General features: G+C 72.7%; 18 protein-coding genes. 14 read left to right on the forward strand and 4 right to left on the reverse strand.

What is annotated here, in order from left to right; translation table 11 throughout:
• The first annotated feature begins 16 nt into the window (after nt 1–16).
• The 3 genes from ABD249_RS11595 (at nt 17) to ABD249_RS11605 (ending at nt 1,857) form a co-directional block, all read left to right on the forward strand.
• Nucleotides 17–466 (forward strand): FHA domain-containing protein, encoded by a 450-nt coding sequence (locus ABD249_RS11595; RefSeq protein WP_344343688.1) that lies wholly within the window; start codon nt 17–19, stop codon nt 464–466.
• Nucleotides 463–1,173, forward strand: a complete 711-nt coding sequence (ftsR, locus tag ABD249_RS11600) for a transcriptional regulator FtsR (protein ID WP_344343690.1) — start codon at nt 463–465, stop codon at nt 1,171–1,173. The genes ABD249_RS11595 and ftsR overlap by 4 nt, the downstream gene beginning before the upstream one ends.
• A 135-nt stretch (nt 1,174–1,308) precedes the next feature.
• A complete protein-coding gene (locus ABD249_RS11605) occupies nt 1,309–1,857 on the forward strand; it encodes a MerR family transcriptional regulator (protein WP_344343692.1) in 549 nt (182 codons plus the stop codon).
• Between the two features lie 75 nt (nt 1,858–1,932).
• Here the strand turns inward: ABD249_RS11605 and ABD249_RS11610 are convergent, their stop codons facing one another.
• Nucleotides 1,933–2,850, reverse strand: coding sequence for a ParA family protein (locus ABD249_RS11610; RefSeq protein ID WP_344343694.1), 918 nt, complete (start codon nt 2,848–2,850; stop codon nt 1,933–1,935).
• Between the two features lie 76 nt (nt 2,851–2,926).
• Between ABD249_RS11610 and ABD249_RS11615 the strand changes: the two genes are divergently transcribed.
• Genes ABD249_RS11615 through ABD249_RS11625 form a run of 3 tightly spaced genes read left to right on the forward strand, consistent with a single transcriptional unit; the run spans nt 2,927 to nt 8,165 of the window.
• The gene (locus ABD249_RS11615; RefSeq protein ID WP_344343695.1) at nt 2,927–6,325 is read left to right on the forward strand and encodes a pyruvate carboxylase; all 3,399 of its coding nucleotides are present in this window, start codon (nt 2,927–2,929) and stop codon (nt 6,323–6,325) included.
• On the forward strand, nt 6,322–7,677 hold the full coding sequence (locus ABD249_RS11620; protein ID WP_344343696.1) for an FAD-dependent oxidoreductase: 1,356 nt from the start codon (nt 6,322–6,324) through the stop codon (nt 7,675–7,677). Before ABD249_RS11615 ends, ABD249_RS11620 begins: the two co-directional genes overlap by 4 nt.
• The gene (locus ABD249_RS11625; RefSeq protein WP_344343697.1) at nt 7,674–8,165 is read left to right on the forward strand and encodes a peptide deformylase; all 492 of its coding nucleotides are present in this window, start codon (nt 7,674–7,676) and stop codon (nt 8,163–8,165) included. Before ABD249_RS11620 ends, ABD249_RS11625 begins: the two co-directional genes overlap by 4 nt.
• A gap of 79 nt (nt 8,166–8,244) precedes the next feature.
• Here the strand turns inward: ABD249_RS11625 and ABD249_RS11630 are convergent, their stop codons facing one another.
• A complete protein-coding gene (locus tag ABD249_RS11630) occupies nt 8,245–10,065 on the reverse strand; it encodes an AMP-dependent synthetase/ligase (protein ID WP_344343699.1) in 1,821 nt (606 codons plus the stop codon).
• A 145-nt stretch (nt 10,066–10,210) separates the two neighbouring features.
• Here ABD249_RS11630 and ABD249_RS11635 point away from each other — a divergent pair, with 145 nt between their 5' ends.
• Entirely contained in the window at nt 10,211–10,903 is a 693-nt protein-coding gene (locus ABD249_RS11635; protein ID WP_344343946.1) for a lysophospholipid acyltransferase family protein, read from the forward strand.
• 49 nt (nt 10,904–10,952) lie between these two features.
• Entirely contained in the window at nt 10,953–12,317 is a 1,365-nt protein-coding gene (locus ABD249_RS11640) for a class II 3-deoxy-7-phosphoheptulonate synthase (RefSeq protein WP_344343701.1), read from the forward strand.
• A 77-nt stretch (nt 12,318–12,394) separates the two neighbouring features.
• Here the strand turns inward: ABD249_RS11640 and ABD249_RS11645 are convergent, their stop codons facing one another.
• Nucleotides 12,395–14,284, reverse strand: coding sequence for a Stk1 family PASTA domain-containing Ser/Thr kinase (locus ABD249_RS11645; protein ID WP_425546330.1), 1,890 nt, complete (start codon nt 14,282–14,284; stop codon nt 12,395–12,397).
• Between the two features lie 152 nt (nt 14,285–14,436).
• Here ABD249_RS11645 and ABD249_RS11650 point away from each other — a divergent pair, with 152 nt between their 5' ends.
• Entirely contained in the window at nt 14,437–14,763 is a 327-nt protein-coding gene (locus ABD249_RS11650) for an Rv2175c family DNA-binding protein (protein ID WP_344343705.1), read from the forward strand.
• Between the two features lie 52 nt (nt 14,764–14,815).
• Here the strand turns inward: ABD249_RS11650 and ABD249_RS11655 are convergent, their stop codons facing one another.
• The gene (locus ABD249_RS11655) at nt 14,816–15,934 is read right to left on the reverse strand and encodes a polyprenyl synthetase family protein (RefSeq protein ID WP_344343708.1); all 1,119 of its coding nucleotides are present in this window, start codon (nt 15,932–15,934) and stop codon (nt 14,816–14,818) included.
• A 64-nt stretch (nt 15,935–15,998) separates the two neighbouring features.
• On the opposite strand from ABD249_RS11655, the gene ABD249_RS11660 reads away from it, so the two are divergent.
• The 5 genes from ABD249_RS11660 to ABD249_RS11680 all read left to right on the forward strand — a co-directional run bounded on the left by ABD249_RS11660 (nt 15,999) and on the right by ABD249_RS11680 (nt 20,600).
• Nucleotides 15,999–16,379 (forward strand): DUF3040 domain-containing protein, encoded by a 381-nt coding sequence (locus ABD249_RS11660; protein ID WP_344343710.1) that lies wholly within the window; start codon nt 15,999–16,001, stop codon nt 16,377–16,379.
• 313 nt (nt 16,380–16,692) lie between these two features.
• Nucleotides 16,693–17,124 carry a division/cell wall cluster transcriptional repressor MraZ gene (mraZ, locus tag ABD249_RS11665; protein ID WP_344343712.1) on the forward strand — a complete coding sequence of 144 codons (432 nt, stop codon included), beginning with the start codon at nt 16,693–16,695 and terminating at the stop codon, nt 17,122–17,124.
• Nucleotides 17,125–17,220: 96 nt separating this feature from the next.
• Nucleotides 17,221–18,171 carry a 16S rRNA (cytosine(1402)-N(4))-methyltransferase RsmH gene (gene rsmH / locus ABD249_RS11670; protein ID WP_344343714.1) on the forward strand — a complete coding sequence of 317 codons (951 nt, stop codon included), beginning with the start codon at nt 17,221–17,223 and terminating at the stop codon, nt 18,169–18,171.
• On the forward strand, nt 18,168–18,734 hold the full coding sequence (gene ftsL, locus ABD249_RS11675) for a cell division protein FtsL (RefSeq protein ID WP_344343716.1): 567 nt from the start codon (nt 18,168–18,170) through the stop codon (nt 18,732–18,734). The genes rsmH and ftsL overlap by 4 nt, the downstream gene beginning before the upstream one ends.
• 60 nt (nt 18,735–18,794) lie before the next feature.
• Nucleotides 18,795–20,600 (forward strand): peptidoglycan D,D-transpeptidase FtsI family protein, encoded by a 1,806-nt coding sequence (locus tag ABD249_RS11680; protein WP_344343718.1) that lies wholly within the window; start codon nt 18,795–18,797, stop codon nt 20,598–20,600.
• The last annotated feature ends 4 nt before the right edge of the window (nt 20,601–20,604 follow it).

Consider the following 20,604-nt stretch of genomic DNA (forward strand, 5'->3'; position numbering starts at 1 on the left):
CCACCCTGGAGGCGGCATGAGCGATCGCGACGACGCAACGCGCGACGGCGACAGCACCCAGTCGTGGGGGCAGGACTACCAGCAGCAGCTGGCCTCGATGATGGCCGGCGTCGGCCAGGACGAGCAGGAGGCCGTCGCGGCGCTCCCGTCCGGCTCCGCGCTGCTCATCGTGCGCCGCGGCCCCGACGTGGGCGCGCGCTTCCTGCTCGACCAGGACGTCACGGTCGCCGGTCGTCACCCCGACGCCGACATCTTCCTCGACGACGTGACGGTGTCGCGCCGTCACGCCGAGTTCACGCGGTCCGACCGCTCCTTCGAGGTCCGCGACCTCGGCTCGCTCAACGGCACGTACTCGGGCGGCGAGCGCGTCGAGCGCGCGCCGCTGCGCGACGGCACCGAGGTGCAGGTCGGCAAGTTCCGCCTCACGTTCTACGCATCCCGTCACGACGTCGGATCGGCCTCATGAGCGCGCAGGCATCGCCGCGCTCCCAGTCCTCGTCCCGTTCGCAGACGACCCTCCTCTCGATCGGCCAGGTGCTCGCGCGCCTGACGCCGGAGTTCCCCGACCTCGCGCCGTCGAAGCTGCGCTTCCTCGAGGACCAAGGCCTCGTCGCCCCGTCGCGCACGCCGAGCGGCTACCGCAAGTTCTCGGCGGCCGACGTCGAGCGCGTGCGCTACGTGCTCACGCTGCAGCGCGACCACTACCTGCCGCTCAAGGTCATCCTCGGCCACCTCGAGCAGGTCGACGCCGGCGAGGTCCTGCCCTTCACGGCCGGCAACGTCGTCTCCGACGGGCCGAGCATCCTCCGCGTCGACCGTAGGCTCGCCCGGCGCGAGCTCGAGTCGTCGACCGGCGCATCGCGCACGCTCGTGCAGGAGGCGATCGCCGCGAGCCTCGTGCCGGCTGCCGAGCCGTACGACGAGCAGGCGGTGCGGGTCGTGCGGGCGCTCGTCGAGCTGCAGCGCTTCGGCATCGAGCCGCGCCACCTGCGCGGCATGCGCGCCTCCGCCGACCGCGAGGCATCGCTCATCGAGAGCGCCGTGCGCCCCGTGCTCGGGCGTCGGGGCGAGGGCAAGCCCAAGGCGGCGGAGGCCGCGCGCGACATCGCCGGGCAGATCGCGTCGATCCGCGAGGTGCTCGGTCGCGACGCGATCGAGCGCATCACCCGCTGATCGTCGGCGGTCGGGCGTAGACTCCCCACCCAAGAGCCCGACACGCCGACGCACCCTGCGCGGTCCTCGCCCCGCGGCTCTCTAGGCTTCGAGTCGAAGGTTCAACTCCTGCTTGAAGGTTCAGAAGGGCGCACGATGGCCGAGAACGAGACGACTCCCCGATACGACTCGGGGATGCTCTTCACCGACGGCCTGCCCGACGACGTCGACGTGCAGGGCTACCGCGGCGCCGATGCCGTGAAGGCCGCGGGCATCACGTACCGTCAGCTCGACTACTGGGCGCGCACCGACCTCGTCGTCCCCAGCATCCGCAACGCGCAGGGCTCCGGCTCGCAGCGCCTCTACGCCTTCCGCGACATCCTCGTGCTCAAGCTCGTCAAGCGCCTGCTCGACACCGGCATCTCGCTGCAGCAGATCCGCGTCGCCGTCGCGAGCCTGCGCGACGAGGGCGTGGGCGACCTCGCGCAGGTGCGCCTGGTCTCCGACGGCGCGAGCGTCTACCTCGTCACGTCGGCCGACGAGGTCATGGACCTCCTCGACCGCGGCCAGGGCGTCTTCGCCATCGCCGTGGGCACCGTCGTCCGCGAGGTGCAGAGCGAGCTCATCGAGCTCGACACCACGCCCGTCGAGCCCCTGATGGACGAGCTCGCCGCTCGTCGCGCCGCACGCACCAAGGCCTCCTGACCCTTCCCGCAGCCCGAACGCGAGCGAGGCGCCCACCGATCGGTGGGCGCCTCGCTCGCGTTCGGGTGCGTCGCGTCAGTCGCGGCGCTCCTCCTGGAGGTCCTCGCCGGTCGCCTCGGCCTCGGCGTCCTCGACGGCTGCGGCGCTCGACGCGTCGATCGCCGCCGTCGGGGCGGGCACGCGTCCGCCGGCGGCAGCCTCGTCGCCGCTCGCGGCAGCGGCGTCGAGCACGCGCTGCAGCAGCTCGTCGAACTGGAGCGCCATCTCCTGCGCACCCTCGCCCGGCCACACGTGGAGGGGACGCGCGGCGCCCTGCGCCTGCTGCATCGACGTGCGCTCGGGCAGGATCGTCTCGAGCACGAGCGGCCCGAACATGTCCTTGAGCTCCTGGATGCGGTACTGGTGCTCGAGCGACTGCGGCCGTGCGCGGTTCACGACGATGCCGAGCGGCTGCAGGCGCGGGCTGAGGCCACGACGGATCTCCTCGATCGCGCGCAGCGCGCGGTCGGCGGCGGCGACCGAGAACAGGCCGGGCTCGGTGACGACCATGACGCGGTCGGACGCAGCCCACGCGGTGCGCGTGAGGGCGTTGAGGCTCGGGGCGCAGTCGATGAGCACGAGGTCGTACTCGGTCTCGACCGTCGCGAGGGCGGTCTCGAGGCGCCAGATCTCCTTGATCGTCGGGTGCGGCCCGTCGAAGTTGATGGCGGAGGGGCTGCCGATGAGCACGTCGATCGTGCCGCCGTGGCCCTCGGTCCAGCCGGAGGGCGCGATGGCCTGCCGCACGATCTTGTCGCGCGGGTTGCCCAGCACGTCGGCGACGTTGAGGCGGCCCTGCACGTCGATGTCCATGCCTGTGGACGCGTCCGACTGCGGATCGAGGTCGACCACGAGGGTGCGGAGCCCCTTCGCGAAGGCCGCCGAGGCGAGGCCGAGCGTGACGGTCGTCTTTCCGACGCCGCCCTTCAGTGAGCTGATCGAGAGGACGTGCACGGTAGGTGAGCCTACCCCGACTACTGTGGGAAGCCGCGCTGGCAGGCCCCCCTTCCGATCGATCCCTGGGAGACCCATGTTCCGCAAGATCCTCGTCGCGAACCGCGGAGAGATCGCGATCCGCGCGTTCCGAGCCGCCAACGAGCTCGGCATCACCACCGTCGCCGTGTATGCGCACGAGGACCGGAACTCGCTGCACTGCCAGAAGGCCGACGAGGCGTACCAGGTGGGCGAGCCCGGGCACCCGGTGCGCGCGTACCTCGACGTCGACGAGATCGTGCGCGTCGCGCGCGAGTCGGGCGCCGACGCCATCTACCCCGGCTACGGATTCCTCTCGGAGAACCCGCGCCTCGCGACGGCTGCCGCCGAGGCGGGCATCACGTTCGTCGGCCCGCCCGCGAAGGTGCTCGCCTCGGCGGGCAACAAGGTCACCGCCAAGGAGCAGGCCATCGCGGCCGGCGTGCCCGTGCTGCGCTCGACGCCGGCGTCGAAGGACCTCGACGAGCTCGTCGCCGGTGCGGACGAGATCGGCTTCCCCGTCTTCTGCAAGGCCGTCGCCGGCGGCGGCGGGCGCGGCATGCGCCTCGTGCAGACGCGCGACGAGCTGCGGCCCGCGCTCGAGCAGGCCATGCGCGAGGCCGACTCGGCCTTCGGCGACCCGACGATGTTCATCGAGCAGGCCGTCGTGCGCCCGCGCCACATCGAGGTGCAGATCCTCGCCGACGCCACGGGCGGCACCGTGCACCTGTTCGAGCGCGACTGCTCGGTGCAGCGCCGGCACCAGAAGGTCGTCGAGATCGCGCCGGCGCCGAACCTCTCGCAGGAGAAGCGCGAGGAGCTCTACCGCGACGCCGTCGCCTTCGCGCGCTCGATCGACTACGTCAACGCCGGCACGGTCGAGTTCCTGCTCGACACGGCGGGGGAGCGCGCGGGCGAGCACGTCTTCATCGAGATGAACCCGCGCATCCAGGTCGAGCACACCGTGACCGAGGAGATCACCGACGTCGACCTCGTCCAGTCGCAGATCCGCATCGCGGCCGGCGAGTCGCTCGCCGACCTCGGCCTGCTGCAGGACGACATCTCGATGCGGGGCTTCGCGGTGCAGTGCCGCGTCACGACCGAGGACCCGGCCGACGGCTTCCGTCCGGACACCGGCCGCATCACGGCGTACCGCTCTCCGGGTGGCGCAGGCGTCCGCCTCGACGGCGGCACCATCAACCCCGGCGCCGAGATCAGCCCCCACTTCGACTCGATGCTCGCGAAGGTCACGTGCCGCGGCCGCGACCTCGCCTCGGCGATCACGCGCTCGCACCGCGCCGTGAGCGAGTTCCGCATCCGCGGCGTCGCGACGAACATCCCCTTCCTGCTCAACCTCCTCGACGACCCGCAGTTCCGTGCGGGCGACGTCTCGACGCACTTCATCGAGGAGCACCCGGAGCTCACGCGCATCACCCCGTCGCGCGACCGAGCGTCGAAGGTGCTGTCGTGGCTCGCCGACGTCACGGTCAACACGCCCAACGGCACCGCCGACGGCGTCATCCAGCCGTCGCTCAAGCTGCCGGCAGTCGACCTCGACGTGCCTGCGCCGGACGGCGGCAGGCAGCGACTGCTGACGCTCGGCCCCGCGGGCTTCGCGAAGGCGCTCCGCGACCAGACGGCCCTCGCCGTCACCGACACGACGTTCCGCGACGCGCACCAGTCGCTGCTCGCGACGCGCGTGCGCACCGCCGACCTCGTCGCCGTCGCCCCGCACGTCGCGCGCCTCACGCCGCAGCTGCTCTCGGTCGAGGCCTGGGGCGGCGCGACGTACGACGTCGCGCTGCGCTTCCTCGGCGAGGACCCGTGGGAGCGTCTCGCCGCGCTGCGCGAGGCCATGCCGAACCTGCCGATCCAGATGCTGCTGCGCGGGCGCAACACCGTCGGCTACACGCCGTACCCGACCGAGGTCACGACGGCGTTCGTCGACGAGGCGGCGCGCACGGGCATCGACGTGTTCCGCATCTTCGACGCGCTCAACGACGTCGACCAGATGCGCCCGGCGATCGACGCCGTGCTCGAGACCGGCTCGACGGTCGCCGAGGTGGCGCTCTGCTACACGGGCGACCTGATGAACCCGGCCGAGGACCTCTACACGCTCGACTACTACCTGCGGCTGGCGGAGCGCATCGTCGGTGCAGGGGCGCACATCCTCGCGATCAAGGACATGGCGGGCCTGCTGCGCGCCGGCGCCGCGTCGCGGCTCGTCGAGGCGCTGCGCGCCGAGTTCGACGTGCCCGTGCACCTCCACACCCACGACACCGCCGGCGGCCAGCTCGCGACGCTCCTCGCGGCCTCCGCCGCAGGCGTCGACGCCGTCGACGTCGCATCGGCCGCCATGGCGGGCACGACGAGCCAGCCGCCGATGTCGGCCCTCGTCGCCGCGATCGCGCACACCGAGCGCGACACGGGCCTCGACCTCCAGGCGGTGTCCGACCTCGAGCCCTACTGGGAGGCCGTCCGCAGGCTCTACAAGCCGTTCGAGTCGGGCCTGCCGGGCCCCACGGGCCGCGTCTACAAGCACGAGATCCCCGGCGGGCAGCTGTCGAACCTCCGCCAGCAGGCCATCGCGCTCGGCCTCGCGGACGACTTCGAGCGCATCGAGGACTGGTACGCCGAGGCGAGCCGCATCCTCGGACGCCCTACGAAGGTCACGCCGTCGTCGAAGGTCGTCGGCGACCTCGCGCTCCAGCTCGTCGCGCAGGGCGTCGACCCGGCCGACTTCGAGGAGAACCCGGGTCGGTACGACATCCCCGAGTCCGTCATCGGCTTCATGGCCGGCGAGCTCGGCGACCTGCCGGGCGGCTGGCCCGAGCCCTTCCGCACGAAGGTACTCGAGGGCCGCACGGTGCGCGTCGGCGTCACCGAGCTCACCGACGAGCAGCGCGCGTCGCTCGTCGAGCCCGGCGTCGACCGCCAGCAGGCCCTCAACGCCCTGCTGTTCCCCGGACCGACCAAGGACTTCCAGGCCCTGCGCGACGAGTACGGGGACCTCTCGGTCGTCGACACGATCGACTTCCTCTACGGCATGCAGCCCGGCGAGGAGCACCGGGTCGGCATCGGCACGGGCGTGACGCTCAACGTCGCGCTCGAGGCGATCGGCCAGCCCGGCGACGACGGCATGGTCACGGTCATGACGGTGCTCAACGGCCAGCTGCGCCCCGTCTACGTGCGCGACCGCAGCGTCACGGTCGACAAGGCCGCCGTCGAGAAGGCCGACTCCTCGCAGCCGGGCCACGTCGCCGCTCCGTTCGCGGGCGCCGTGACCGTGACGGTCGCCGAGGGCGACGAGGTCGCGGTCGGCCAGCCCGTCGCGACGATCGAGGCCATGAAGATGGAGGCCGCCATCACGGCGCAGGTCGCCGGCACGGTGCAGCGGCTCGCCATCCAGGGCACCCGTCCGGTCGAGGCAGGGGATCTCATCGCGGTGATCGCATGATCGAGGTCGAGCTCGCGATCGTCGGGTCCGGCAGCGGCAACGCCATCGTCGGCCGCGAGTGGGCGGGTCGCGCGGTCGCGATCGTCGACGACGCCCCCGCCTTCGGCGGCACGTGCCTGAACCGCGGATGCATCCCCACGAAGATGCTCGTGCACCCGGCCGACGTCGTCGAGGCGGTCCGCTCGGCGGCGCACCTGGGCATCACCGGCTCGGCGAGCGCCGACTGGCACGCCGTGCAGGAGCGCGTCTTCGGGCGCATCGACGGCAACGCCGCCGCGAGCGAGCGCTGGCGGCTCGGGCAGGAGGGCGTGCACGTCGTGCGCGAGGCGGTCGAGCTCGTGGATGCGCGCACGCTCGTCACCGCGTCGGGGGAGCGGATCCGCGCCCAGCGGCTCGTCGTCGCGGCCGGCTCCCGCCCGCGAGACCTGCCGGGTGTCGATCCCGAGCTCGTCCACACGTCCGACACGATCATGCGCGTGCCGACGCTGCCGGCGTCGATCGTGATCGTCGGCGGCGGCGCGATCGCCGTCGAGCTCGCGCACGTGCTGTCGGCGTTCGACGTCGAGATCACGCTCGTGCTGCGCGGCGAGCGCGTGCTCTCGGGCGAGGACGAGGCCGTCTCGCGCCTGGCCACCGAGACCGCGGCGAGTCGCTGGACCGTGCTCCGCGGCCGCACGGTCGTCGGCGTCGAGGCGACGAGCGGCGGTCGCCGTGTGACGCTCGACGACGGCCGCACCCTCGAGGCAGGGCTCGTGCTCAACGCCACGGGTCGCGTGCCGAACGCCGACCGGCTCGGCGCGGACGCGCTGTTCGACACGCACGACGACGGCAGGCTCGTCACCGACTCCCGCATGCGCGTGCTCGCCGGCGGCGAGGTCGTCGAGGGGGTCTACGCCCTCGGCGACGTCACGAGCGCGCATCAGCTGAAGCACGTGGCGAACGAGCAGGCGCGCGTCGTGCGCGACAACCTGCGCGGCATCCCGACCGAGGATCTGCTCTCGCCCGTGCCGCAGGCCGTCTTCGGGCATCCCGAGGTCGCGTCCTTCGGCACGCGAGGACAGGATGCGCCCGCCGACGCCGTCGTCGTCGATCGCGCCTACGGCTCGACCGCCTACGGCTGGGCGATGGAGGACGAGTCGTCGTTCGCCCGGCTCGTCGTCTCCCGCGACGGCACGATCCTCGGTGCGCACGTCATCGGCCCGCACGCGGCGATCCTCATCCAGCCGCTCGTGCTCGCAGCGAGCGCGGGACGCGGCGTGCACGGGCTCGCGCGTAGCCTGTACTGGCCCCACCCCGCCCTGACCGAGGTGATCGAGAACGTGCTGCTCGACGCCGAGAAGGAGCTGCGATGACCGTGCGCGACATCCGCGTGTTCGGAGATCCCGTGCTGCGCACGCCCGGCGAGCCCGTCGACCCCGCCGCCGCGTCGACGCGGGCCCTCGTCGAGGACCTCGTCGACACCGTGCGCCTGCCGGGCAGGGCCGGCGTCGCCGCCTGCCAGATCGGCGTCGCCGCACGCGCCTTCAGCTACAACGTCGACGGCGAGGTCGGCTACGTGCTGAACCCCGAGCTCGTCGAGGTGCGCGGCGAGCCCGAGCTCGTCGACGAGGGATGCCTCTCGGTGCCGAACCTCGGCTACCCGACCCCCAGGCACCCGTGGGCGCGCGTCGAGGGCGTCGACCTCGACGGCGACGCCGTCGTGCTCGAGGGCGACGGGCTCATGGCGCAGATGCTGCAGCACGAGTGCGCCCACCTCGACGGTCGCCTGTACGTGCAGACGCTCGACAAGGCCGTCCGCGCGCAGGCGATGGCCGACATCCGCGCCTCCGCCTGGTTCTGACGCCGACGCGACGACGCCCCGGTCGACCTCGCGGTCGCCGGGGCGTCGTGCTGCGCGGCGCGAGCCGCGACGGTGCGGGTCAGGGCACCGAGACGCCGTACGACTGGTCGGCGTAGAGCCGCTCGATCTCGTCCCCGAAGTCCTTCGTGATGGTGTGGCGCTTGATCGACATCTTCGGCGTGAGGTGGCCGCCCGCCTCCGTGAAGTCGACGGGGAGGATGACGAACTTGCGCACGCCCTCCGCACGCGAGACGAGCGCGTTGCCCGCCTGCACCGCGCGGGTGACCTCGGCGACGACCGCCGCGTCCGTGACGGCGTCCTCGACCCGCATGTCCTTGTCGAGGCCCTGGTTCGCGAGCCACGTCGGGAGCATCTCGGTGTCGAGCGTCACGAGCGCGCCGATGAAGGGGCGCTGGTCGCCGACCGCGACGACCTGCCCGACGATGAGGTTCGAGCGGATCGGGTCCTCGAGCGCCGTGGGGGCGACGTTCTTGCCACCCGCCGTCACCATGATCTCCTTCTTGCGACCCGTGATGCGCAGGTAGCCGTCGGCGTCGAGCTCGCCGACGTCGCCGGTCTTGAACCACTCGCCGTCGAACGCCTCGGCGGTCGCCTCGGGGTTGTTCCAGTACTCGCGGAAGATGTTGATACCCGCGAGCAGGACCTCGCCGTCCTCGGCGATCGCGACGCCGCAGCCGGGCAGCACGGGCCCGACGGTGCCGATCGTGAACTTGTCGGGACGGTTGACCGTCGCCGGCGCCGTCGTCTCGGTGAGGCCGTAGCCCTCGAGGATGCGGATGCCGAGGCTGCGGTAGAAGTGGCCGAGGAACGTCGACAGCGGCGCCGAGCCCGAGACCGCGTACTGCACGCGGCCGCCGAGGGCGGCCTTGAGCTTGCGGTAGACGAGCGCGTCGAACACGCGGAACTGCAGCGCGAGGGCGAGCGGGACCTTGCCGGCGTCGGTCGCCTTCGAGTGCGCGACGGCGACCTCGGCGGCCTTGCGGAAGATCTTGCCCTTGCCGCCGGCCTCGGCCTTCTGCTCGGAGACGTTGAACACCTTCTCGAACACGCGGGGCACCGCGAGGAGGAAGGTGGGGGAGAACGACGTCATCGACTCGACGAGGCGCTTCGTGTCGGGCTGGTGCCCGACCTTGACGCCCGCGGTGAGCGCGAGCACCGCGATGAAGCGCGCGAAGACGTGCGCCGTCGTGATGAACAGCAGCGTCGAGGCGCCGAGCGAGACGACCTCGCGGAGATCGATCGCGGCGTTGCGCGAGAGCTCGACGAAGTTCGCGTTCGTGAGGACGACGCCCTTCGGGCGGCCGGTCGAGCCCGACGTGTAGATGAGCGTCGCGACGTCGTCGGCGTTCGCGAGCCTGCTGCGGCGCTCGATCTCCTCGTCGGGCACGTCGATGCCGCCCGCGACGAGCTCGTCGAGGTGGTTCGAGTCGATGCGCCACACGTCGCCGATGCCGGGGAGGTCGGCCTGCACCTCGTCGAGGCGCGAGAGCATCTCGGCGGTCTCGACGATGACGCGCGTCGCGCCCGCGTCCGAGAGGATCCACTGGATCTGGCTCGGGGCGCTCGTCTCGTAGACGGGCACGAGGATCGCACCGGCGTACCAGACGGCGAAGTCGATGAGGGTCCACTCGTAGCGGACGCGCGACATGATGCCGATGCGGTCGCCGGGCTCGACGCCCGCGGCGACGAGGCCCTTGGCGAGGGCGATGACCTGCGCGTGGAACTCCCGCGTCGAGATGTCTCGCCATCCGGCGCCCTCGGGCACGGCGAAGAGGGGCGCGTCGGGCGTCTGCCGCATGCGCTCGCGCAGGAGATCGCACGTGTTCGCATTCGGGTCGGGCTCGACGAGCACAGGTCGGATCTGGCCGGCGTCGGTCACGGGGGCTCCTTCGGCTCCGTACATGAGGGCTCGTCACGATCCTACGGGGCGCGGCCGTGCGCGCGGCGGCGGGCGACGCGCGTCGCCCGAGATGCCGAGCCGTCGGGCATGCGCTGACTAGAGTTGGCGGCCGGGGGTGGCGACGATGTTCAACTGGCTGCTGAAGCACTGGATCGTGGGCCCGTACGTGCTCACGGTCTTCCGGCCCTGGATCAAGGGCGCCGAGGGCATCCCCGCGACCGGACCCGTCATCATCGCCGGCAACCACCTGTCGTTCATCGACTCGGTGCTCATGCCGCTCATCCTGCGCCGCCGCATCTACTTCCTGGCGAAGTCCGACTACTTCACCGGCCGCGGCCTCAAGGGACTGCTCGTGCGCTGGTTCTTCCAGGCATCGGGCCAGCTGCCGATCGACCGCTCGGGCGGCAAGGCGAGCGAGGCGAGCCTCGAGGCCGGCCTGCGGGTGCTCGCGCGCGGCGACGTGCTCGGCATCTACCCCGAGGGCACGCGCAGCCCCGACGGCAAGCTCTACCGCGGCCGCACGGGCGTGGCGCGCATGGTGCTCGAGGGCCAGGCGCCCGTCGTGCCGTGCGTCATGATCGGCACCGAGAAGATCATGCCGACCGGTCGCATCGTGCCGAAGGTCGGTCGGGTGGGCATCGTCTTCGGCGAGCCGCTCGACTTCTCGCGCTACTACGGCCTCGACACCGACCGCTTCGTGCTGCGCTCGGTCACGGACGAGATCATGTACGCCCTCGCGCAGCTGAGCGACCAGGAGTACGTCGACGTCTACGCGTCGAGCGCCAAGGCGAAGCGCGCGGGCGCCGCGCGCGCCTGACCGTCCGCGGTCGCCGCGGGGCACGGGCGCGCGCGTAGACTCGACCCTCGTGACCATCGCTCCCATCAGCCCCGAACCCGCCCTCGTCGCCGGGCTCGACGCCTATCGCTCGCTGCCGGCGAAGCAGCAGCCGGCGTGGCCGGATGCCGATGCGATCGAAGCCGTGCGCACCGAGCTCTCGACGCTGCCGCCGCTCGTGTTCGCCGGCGAGGTCGACATCCTCCGCGACCGCCTCGCGGCGGCCGCGGCGGGCAACGCGTTCGTGCTGCAGGGCGGGGACTGCGCCGAGACCTTCGCAGGCGCGACGGCCGACCAGATCCGCAACCGCGTGAAGACGATCCTGCAGATGGCGGTCGTGCTCACCTACGGCGCGGCGATGCCGGTCGTGAAGATGGGCCGCATGGCCGGGCAGTTCGCCAAGCCGCGCTCGAGCGACACCGAGACGCGCGAGGGCGTGACGCTGCCCGCCTACCGCGGCGACATCGTCAACGGCTTCCCGTTCACGCCCGAGTCGCGCGAGGCCGACCCCCAGCGCATCCTCCGCGGCTACCACATGGCCGCGTCGACGCTGAACCTCGTGCGCGCCTTCACGCAGGGCGGCTTCGCCGACCTGCGCGAGGTCCACTCGTGGAACAAGGGCTTCGCGAAGAACCCGGCGAACGCGCGCTACGAGGCGCTCGCGGGCGAGATCGACCGCGCCATCCGCTTCATGGAGGCCGCGGGCGCGAACTTCGACGAGCTGCGCGCGGTGGAGTTCTACACGGGTCACGAGGGCCTGCTGCTCGACTACGAGCGCCCGATGACGCGCGTCGACTCCCGCACGGGGCTCGCCTACGACACGTCGAGCCACTTCCAGTGGATCGGCGAGCGCACGCGCGAGGTCGAGGGCGCCCACGTCGACTTCTTCTCGCGGGTGCGGAACCCCATCGGCGTGAAGCTCGGCCCGTCGACGACGCCCGACGACATGGAGCGCCTCGTCGACCGGCTCGACCCCGACCGCGAGCCCGGCCGCCTCACGTTCATCACGCGCATGGGCGCCGGTCGCATCCGCGACGCGCTGCCCGCGCTGCTCGAGGCGTCGAAGTCGCTCGAGTCGACGCCCGTGTGGATCACCGACCCCATGCACGGCAACGGCATCACGACCCGCAACGGCTACAAGTCGCGGCGCTTCGACGACGTCGTCGACGAGGTGCGCGGGTTCTTCGAGGCGCACCGCGCCGTCGGCACCTTCCCGGGCGGCCTGCACGTCGAGCTCACCGGCGACGACGTCACCGAGTGCCTCGGCGGCTCGGAGCACATCGACGAGGCCGCGCTCGAGAGCCGGTACGAGTCGCTGTGCGACCCGCGCCTCAACCACATGCAGTCGCTCGAGCTCGCGTTCCTCGTCGCCGAGGAGCTCCGCGCGATCTCCTGACCCGCGTGCACGACGACGGGCCGGTCCGCGAGGGCCGGCCCGTCGTCGTCCGTGGCGGTCGCGGCGGGTCGCGACGCTCAGAGCTGCGCGGTGAGGGTGACGGCCGAGCCCTCGTCGACCGTCGCACCCGCCTCGGGGCTCACGGCGGTCGGCTGCACGATCGACTGCAGCGGTCCTGGCACGTTGGTGTCGAGCGTGACGACGAAGCCGAGCCCCTCGAGCGTCGCCTGCGCGTCCGGCAGCGAGCGGGACAGGATGTCGGCGGGGATCTGCACCTGCGGCACGCCGCTCGAGACGACGATGCCGACGGCGGCGCCCGAGTCGGGGTTCGCGCCCTCCGGATAGACCGAGCGGATGATCTCGCCCTCCGGCACGTCGCGGCTCGCCTCGGTCTCGACGGCGCCGAGCGTGAGGCCGACCGACTGCAGCACGGTCTGCGCGCTCGCCTGGTCGAGCCCGATGAGCGTCGGCGCGGGACCGCGCGAGGCGACGACGAGCATGCGCTGGCCGCGGGGCCACTGCGGCTGGGATGCCACGGCGGTGCCCTGGCCGTCGTCGATCCATGCCGTCACGACCGTGCCGGCGTCGGCGTCGTCGAAGATCGGCAGCGATCCGGCGTAGGCGAAGCCCGCACCCTCGATCGCGCCCTGCGCCGCGTCGAGCGGCGTGCCGTCGAGCTGCGGGGCGGCGAGCATCTCGATGCCGAGCGACACGACGAGCGTGACGGCGGCGCCGCGCGGCAGCTCGGCGCCCGGGGCGGGATCGGTGCGCAGCACGCCGTCGACGGGGACGTCGGCGGTGAACTCGCCCTGCGTCGCGTCGGCCACGACGAGGCCGGCGGCCTCGAGCGCCGCCGTCGCGTCGACGATGCTCGAGCCCACCGCGACCTCGGGCACGGTCGTGCGGCCGCCGGGGCCGTCGTTGACCCACCAGCCGGCGCCGGCGGCGAGGAGCGCGAGCACGACGACGAGGGCGAGGAGCACCCAGCCGCGCCGTCGACGCGCCTGCGCCTTGCGCTGCAGCGCGCGCGCCGCGGGCGGCACGTCGCCCGTGTCGAGCGAGGGGAGGTCCGAGGTCGCGACGATGCCCCGGCGCGGCGGCTCGCGGCGCGGCTGCTCGCCGCGCGGCTCGCGCGCCGCCTCGACGACCGTCGTCTCGGCATCGGGCGCCGTGACGGGCAGCATGCGGGTGTGCGCGCTCGTCGTCGAGCGCTCGCCCGAGCGCACGCGCACGACCTCCTCGAGCATCTCGCCGGCGTCGGCCGGTCGGAGGTTCGGGTCGCGGTGCGTCGACCAGTGCACGAGCAGGTCGAGCGCGTGAGGGATCGAGGGCTCGAGCGTCGAGGGCGCCGGGACCTGCTCGTGCGCGTGCTGGTACGCGATCTGCAGCGGCTGCTCGCCCGTGAACGGCTGCTTGCCCGTGAGCATCTCGAACAGCATGATGCCGACGGCGTAGATGTCGCTGCGGGCGTCGGCGACGCCGCGGGTGACGAGCTCGGGGGAGAGGTAGGCGATCGTGCCCAGCAGCGCCTTGCCCGTGGCGGTGTTCGCGGTCGCGGCGCGCGCGAGGCCGAAGTCGGCGATCTTGATGCGACCGTCGTGCGCGAGCAGCACGTTCTCGGGCTTGATGTCGCGGTGCACGATGCCGGCGCGGTGCGCGGCCGAGAGCCCGGCCAGCACGGCCTCGAGCACCTGCAGCGCCTGCTCGGGGCGCACGCGACCGCGCTCGAGCAGCAGGTCGCGCAGCGTGATGGAGGGGATGTGCTCCATCACCAGGTAGGCGAGCCCGGGCTCCTCGCCCTGGTCGAGCACGTTCACGACGTTCGGGTGCGCGAGCCGCGCGGCCTGTCGAGCCTCCTGGATGAACCGCTCGCGGAACTGGTCGTCGTCGGCGAGGTGCGGGTGCATGACCTTGATCGCGATGCGCCGGTCGAGCCGCAGGTCGGTCGCGACGTACACGGTGGCCATGCCGCCGCGCGCGATGCGGTCGTCGACCTGGTACCTGCCGTCGACGAGGCGCCCGATGAGCGGATCGTCGAGCGGCGGAGGCACGAGGCGAGCGTAGAGGCAGCACGGCGCTGCGTCGTGCGGGCACGCGGAGGACACGGCACACTGGTCTCGTGGACACCGCCTGGCTCACGATCCCCGACCTCGTCGACCGCATGGGGCTCAGCCCCTCACGCATCCGCCGCCTCGTCGAGGAGCGCGCGCTCCCGGCGACGCGTCACGACGGCGTGCTCGTGGTCCCCGAGGTCTTCCTCGCCGACCACGCCCCGATGGGCGAGCTGCGCGGCACCGCGATGCTGCTCGGCGACGTCGGCTTCGACGACGACGAGATCGTCGCGTGGCTGCTCGAGGACGAGCCCTCGCTCGGCACGAGCCCCATCGCGGCGCTGCGCGCCGGTCGCAAGGCCGAGGTGCGCAGGATCGCCCAGGCCCTGGCCTGAGCCGCGACGAGCCCGCGCGCTCGACGCGCGGTCGGGCGACGTCGCCGCGTCGCTAGCTGTCGCGGCGCGCGGCCGCCGCGGCGAGCCGCTCGAGCTCGAGCACGGCGCCGCGCGAGAGCTCGGCGTCGCGCAGGGCCTCGAGCGCGCCGCCGACGGCGCGGTCGATCATCGTCTCGAGCTGCTCGAGGGCGCCGGCATCGGCGATGGTGCGCTGCAGCGTCGCGATCTGCACGGCGTCGAGGCCGGGGTCGCCGAGCAGCTCGTCGAGCATCGAACGGACGCCGGGGGAGAGCTGCCTGCGGGCGAGCTCGACGAGCACGGTGCGCTTGCCCTCGCGGAGGTCGTCGCCCGCGGGCTTGCCGGTGACGACGGGATCGCCGAAGACGCCGAGGATGTCGTCGCGCATCTGGAAGGCCGTGCCGACCGGCACGCCGTAGCCGCTGAGCGCCTCGAGCTGCGTCTCGCTCGCACCCGCCATCGTCGCGCCGATGAGCAGCGGCGCCTCGACCGAGTACCGCGCCGACTTGTAGACGGCGACGGTGTGCGCGCGCTGCAGCAGCGACGCCGGGTCCTGCCGCACCCAGGCGGCCTCCTCGAGCACGTCGAGGAACTGGCCGAGGCCGACCTCCTCGCGCATCGTCGAGAACACGGCCATCGCGGCGGGCCCTCGCTCGGGCCCGAGCGCCCCGGCGCCTGCGCGCGCGAGGTCGTCGGCCCAGCCCAGCAGCAGGTCGCCGACGAGGATGGCGCCGTTGACGCCGAACGACTCCGCGCGGCCGCGCCACTCGCTGGCGCGGTGCACGCCCTCGAGCCTGCGGTGCACGCTCGGTGCGCCGCGGCGGGTGTCGGAGGAGTCCATGACGTCGTCGTGCGCGAGGGCCGCGGCGTGGAAGATCTCGACCGCCGAGGCCATCGACACGACTGCCTCCCACTCGGGATCCTCGGGGCTGCCGGTCGTGCGCGGCGCGCCGGGCCGAGCGGCCGCGACGGCGTGCCATCCCCAGTGCAGGAAGCCCGCGCGCATGCGCTTGCCGCCGGTCGTGAGCGCGTCCACGGCGTCGAGCACGGGGGCGAGGTCGGGGGAGATCGCGGTCGCGGCGGCGCGACGTGCGGAGAGGAAGGCGCCGATGCGGGCATCGACCGCCTTGGAGAAGCGGGAGCCAGGCGACACACGCATAGCCTAGTGACAGTCGCAGGGCATAGACTCGCCCTCCAGGAGTCCTTGGGGGGAACACATGCCGCTGAGCGAGCAGGAGCAGCGCCTTCTCGACGAGATGGAGCGCAACCTCTACAAGCATGAGGCCGACATCGTCACGACGTCGTCGGGCCCCCGCACCGTCAACTACACGCGCGTCGCGCTGGGCATCGCCCTCCTCGCCGCGGGCCTCGCCGTCGTCGTCGTGGGCGTGGTCGTGCAGATCGCCCTCGTGGGCGTCGCGGGCTTCGGCCTCGCGGTCGCCGGCGCGATGCTCGCGCTCACGGCCTCGCGGCCGGCCGAGCCGGGCGAGCAGGAGGCGTCGAGCACGCCGAAGGGCGGCGCCGCACCGAAGGCCCGCAGCCGCTCGTCGCTCATGGAGCGGCTGAGCGAGGAGTGGGACAAGCGCCAGCAGCAGTAGGCGCCAGGAGCCTCCACCCCGCTCCACCGCAGATCTCAGGCCGGCCCGATGGGCCGGCCTTCTGCGTGTCCGGACGCCGTGTGCGGTCCGAGCGCCCCGCGCCGTCCCCCGTCCGCCCCGAGTCGCAGCTGCGGCTCGGGGCATCGTCGTGCCCGGCGACGCGCGCAGTCCCTCCACCGCGCTCCACCGCGCCATTCCTGGGAAGTCGCCCTGGAAGCGACCGTTTCCTCGCGCCAGGTGGGGCAAAGTGGAGTACGGTGGAGGAACGTGCAGGACGCACGTCCCACCACAGGCCGGTCGGAGAGGGGGCGCAGTGTTCCTCGGCACCTACGCCCCGAAGCTCGACGACAAGGGCCGCGTCATCCTCCCCGCGAAGTTCCGCCAGGACCTCGAGTCGGGCATCGTGCTCACGCGCGGCCAGGAGCGGTGCATCTACGTCTTCTCGGCGGTCGAGTTCCAGAAGGTGCACGAGCGCATCCGTCAGGCGCCGCTCACGAGCGCCGGCGCGCGCGACTTCCTGCGCCTGTTCCTGTCGGGGGCCTCGAGCGAGGCGCCGGACAGCCAGCACCGCATCACGATCCCCACCTCGCTCCGCGAGTACGCGGGCCTCGAGCGCGACCTCACGGTCATCGGCGTGGGCGACCGCGCCGAGATCTGGGCGACCGACGCGTGGAACGCGTACTACGAGGCACGCGAGGCCGACTTCTCCAGCACCACCGAGGAGGTGATCCCGGGCATCTTCTGACCGACTCCTCGACCCTCAGCCGAGGCCGTGCCGCACCTTCCCCGGTGGCACGACCGCGGATGGGGATCCGGGAACCGGATCGGAGGTCCGCACACCATGGACGCCAGCTCCCTCCACACCCCCGTCATGCTCGAGCGCTGCCTCGAGCTGCTCGCGCCCGTCGCCTCGCGCGACGGCGCCGTCGTCGTCGACGCGACCCTCGGCATGGGCGGCCACGCCGAGCAGCTGCTCGAGCGCCACCCCGGGCTGACGCTCGTCGGCATCGACCGCGATCCCGACGCCATCCGCCTCGCCGGCGAGCGCCTCGCGCGCTTCGGCGACCGCATCCGCATCGTGCAGCACGTGTACGACGAGCTCGAGGAGTCCCTCGAGGACGCGGGCGTCGACCGGCTCGACGGCATCCTGTTCGACCTCGGGGTCTCGAGCCTCCAGCTCGACGACGCCGAGCGCGGCTTCGCGTACTCGAAGGACGCGCCGCTCGACATGCGCATGGGGCGGGAGGGCACGACGGCCGCCGACCTCGTGGCGACCCTCGACGAGCGCGAGCTCTCGCGCATCATGCACCGCTACGGCGACGAGCGTCTCGCGAGCCGCTACGCGAGGGCGATCGTGCGCGAGCGCCAGGAGCGGCCCATCCTCACGAGCGCGCACCTCGTCGACGTGCTCGACGCGGCGACGCCGGCCGCGGCGCGCAAGCAGGGGCACGTCGCCAAGCGCGTCTTCCAGGCGCTGCGCATCGTGGTGAACGACGAGCTCGGCGTGCTCGAGCGCGCCATGCCCAACGCCCTCGACGCGCTGGACGACGGCGGGCGGATCGTCGTCATGGCGTACCAGTCGCTCGAGGACCGCATCGTCAAGCACGCCCTGCGCGACGCGACGACCGACTCGACGCCCCTCGGCGTGCCCGCGGCGCTGCCCGAGCACGCCGCGCCGTACCGGCTGCTGCTGCGCGGCGCCGAGATGGCCGACGAGGCCGAGCGCGCCAGGAACCCCAGGTCCATCCCCGTGCGGCTGCGAGCCGCCGAGCGCATCGGAGGAGGAGCATGAGCGCGCTGACCGTCCACACGCCCCAGCAGGCACCCGACCGGGCGCCGGAGCCCCGGCGCCGCCTCGTCGCGCTCCCGCGGCCGCGCCTGCGCCGGGCGCCGAGCGTCGTCCACGGCGTCGTCGCGCTCGCCGGCCTCGGCGCGATCATCCTCGGCCAGCTCGCGATGTCGATGGCGATCGGCGAGGGCGCGTACGAGATCTCCGCGCTGCAGTCCACGTCCGCGCAGCTGAGCCGCGAGCAGCAGACGCTGCAGGAGCGGCTCGACACCCTGCAGTCGCCGCAGCAGGTCTCGCTCGCCGCCGAGTCGCTCGGCATGGTGCAGGGCCAGGCGAGCCAGTTCCTGCAGCTGTCGACCGGCGCCGTCCTCGGCGGGCCCGACGCCCTCCACATGCAGCAGCCCGCGACGTCGACCGACGGTGGGCTGCTCGTCGCGAACGAGCTCGTGCAGTCGACGGACGCCGCGCCGCAGACGCCCGTGGCCGCCGAGGAGCCCGTCGAGCCCGAGCCCTACCCGGGCATGCTTCTGCCCGTCGAGGGCGTGGCACCCGCCGTCGGCGGCTGACCGCGGATACCGTCGCAGCCGAGCCGCCGCCACCGAGCGGACCGTAGGGGAGAGGGACCAGTGCCGACGATCCAGCGCATCGCACGCGCCACGCGCGTGCGATCGATCCTCACGGCCATCGTCGTCGTGGCGCTCGTGGGCGCGTGCGTCGTGCGACTCGTCGACATCCAGCTCGTCCGGGCGGAGGCGCTCAACGCCGACGCGTCGGGCCGCGTCGGGGCGACGGCGCCCGTGCACGGCACGCGCGGCGACATCGTCGACGCCAACGGCACGGTGCTCGCGGGCACCGTCGACCGCTGGGACCTCACGATCTCGCCGCAGTTCGTGCACGACCTCACCGAGCGCGACGGGCTCGAGCCCGGGCAGGTCGTGACCGGCGGCGAGATCTTCGAGCGCCTCGCGGCCATCACGGGCGACGATCCCCTCGCGTACCAGGCCGCGGTCGACGCCGCGCTGCAGGCCAATCCCGAGTCCGACTACCTCGTGCTCGACACGGGCCTCGACGGCACGGCCTACCAGTCGGTGCGCGACCTGCAGGACGAGCTGCCGATCGGGTTCGTCACGATGCGCTCGAACCCGCAGCGCATCTACCCGTCGGGCTCGGTCGCCGGCAACCTCGTGGGGTTCATGGGCACCGACGACCCCCTCGCGGGTCTCGAGATGACCGAGGACCAGACGTGCCTCGCGCCCGAGGACGGCACGCAGACCTTCGAGCGGGGCGCCGACGGCACGCCCATCCCCGGCAGCACGGTCGTGACGGAGCAGTCGGCCGATGGCGGCACGCTCGGGCTCACGATCGACGCCGACGTGCAGTTCCAGGCGCAGCAGCTCGCCGAGCAGTACCGGCAGCAGTACCAGGCCGAGCACGCCAACGTGATCGTCGCGCGCACCGACGGCTCGCTCGTCGCCGTCGCCGAGACGCCGTCGGTCGACCCCAACGACCCCGGCGCCACCGACGCGCGGTACCGCATCTCCTACTCCTTCGCGCAGGGCATCGAGCCCGGCTCGATCTTCAAGACCATGGCCATGGCCGCGATGCTCGACCTGGGGCTCGTCGAGCCCGGCGACGAGATGACCGTGCCCTGGCGCTACGACCCCGACGGTCCCGTGCGCGTGCAGGACGCCCACTCGCACCCCGACATGCAGTGGACGGCGACAGGCGCCTACGTGCAGTCGTCGAACGTCGGCATGGTGCAGCTCGCGCAGGGCATGGACCGCGACGACTACTTCGACTACCTCTCGGGGTTCGGCTTCGGCCAGGCCGACGTCGGCTTCCCCGGCGAGGAGGCCTTCCCGCTCGCGAGCGACCCGAGCGGCCTCGACGCGCAGACGCAGCTCAACGTGCTGTTCGGCCAGGGCATCCAGGTGACCCCGATGCAGCTCGTCGGCGCCTACCAGGCGATCGCGAACGGCGGGGTGCGCCAGGACATCCATCTCGTCGACTCGTGCACGCTCGCCGACGGCACCGTCGTCGAGCAGCCCGCGGGGGACTCGAACCGCGTCGTGAGCGAGGACACCGCCGACACCGTGCTGCGCATGATGGAGCACGTCGTCACCGACTACGGCAACGTGACCTTCCCGATCCCCGGCTACCGCGTCGCGGCGAAGACCGGCACGGCCGAGGTCGTCCTCGACCCGTCCGCCGGCTACGACCCCGTGCAGCGCATCGTGACGACCGCCGGGGTCTTCCCCGCCGACGACCCGCAGTTCGTCGTGTACGTGCAGCTCGACCTGCCCCAGACGGAGCGGACGAGCGCGGCGGCCATCCCGCTGTTCCACGATATGGTGAGTGTCCTGATCCGGGAGTACGACATCCCGCCGAGCACGTCGCAGGCTCCGAACCTGCCGCTCGAATGGACTGACTGAGATG

Origin of the sequence: Agrococcus versicolor, assembly GCF_039531815.1 — a bacterium.
GTDB lineage: Bacteria > Actinomycetota > Actinomycetes > Actinomycetales > Microbacteriaceae > Agrococcus > Agrococcus versicolor.

Bases quoted from the DNA above. Each gene is read 5' to 3' on its own strand.
- rsmH (WP_344343714.1), top strand. From the start codon at position 17,221: ATGGACGCCAGCTCCCTCCACACCCCCGTCATGCTCGAGCGCTGCCTC.
- ftsR (WP_344343690.1), top strand. From the start codon at position 463: ATGAGCGCGCAGGCATCGCCGCGCTCCCAGTCCTCGTCCCGTTCGCAG.
- ABD249_RS11615 (WP_344343695.1), top strand. From the start codon at position 2,927: ATGTTCCGCAAGATCCTCGTCGCGAACCGCGGAGAGATCGCGATCCGC.
- ABD249_RS11625 (WP_344343697.1), top strand. From the start codon at position 7,674: ATGACCGTGCGCGACATCCGCGTGTTCGGAGATCCCGTGCTGCGCACG.
- ABD249_RS11595 (WP_344343688.1), top strand. From the start codon at position 17: ATGAGCGATCGCGACGACGCAACGCGCGACGGCGACAGCACCCAGTCG.
- ABD249_RS11660 (WP_344343710.1), top strand. From the start codon at position 15,999: ATGCCGCTGAGCGAGCAGGAGCAGCGCCTTCTCGACGAGATGGAGCGC.
- ABD249_RS11645 (WP_425546330.1), bottom strand. From the start codon at position 14,284: ATGGCCACCGTGTACGTCGCGACCGACCTGCGGCTCGACCGGCGCATC.
- ftsL (WP_344343716.1), top strand. From the start codon at position 18,168: ATGAGCGCGCTGACCGTCCACACGCCCCAGCAGGCACCCGACCGGGCG.
- ABD249_RS11620 (WP_344343696.1), top strand. From the start codon at position 6,322: ATGATCGAGGTCGAGCTCGCGATCGTCGGGTCCGGCAGCGGCAACGCC.
- ABD249_RS11635 (WP_344343946.1), top strand. From the start codon at position 10,211: ATGTTCAACTGGCTGCTGAAGCACTGGATCGTGGGCCCGTACGTGCTC.
- ABD249_RS11605 (WP_344343692.1), top strand. From the start codon at position 1,309: ATGGCCGAGAACGAGACGACTCCCCGATACGACTCGGGGATGCTCTTC.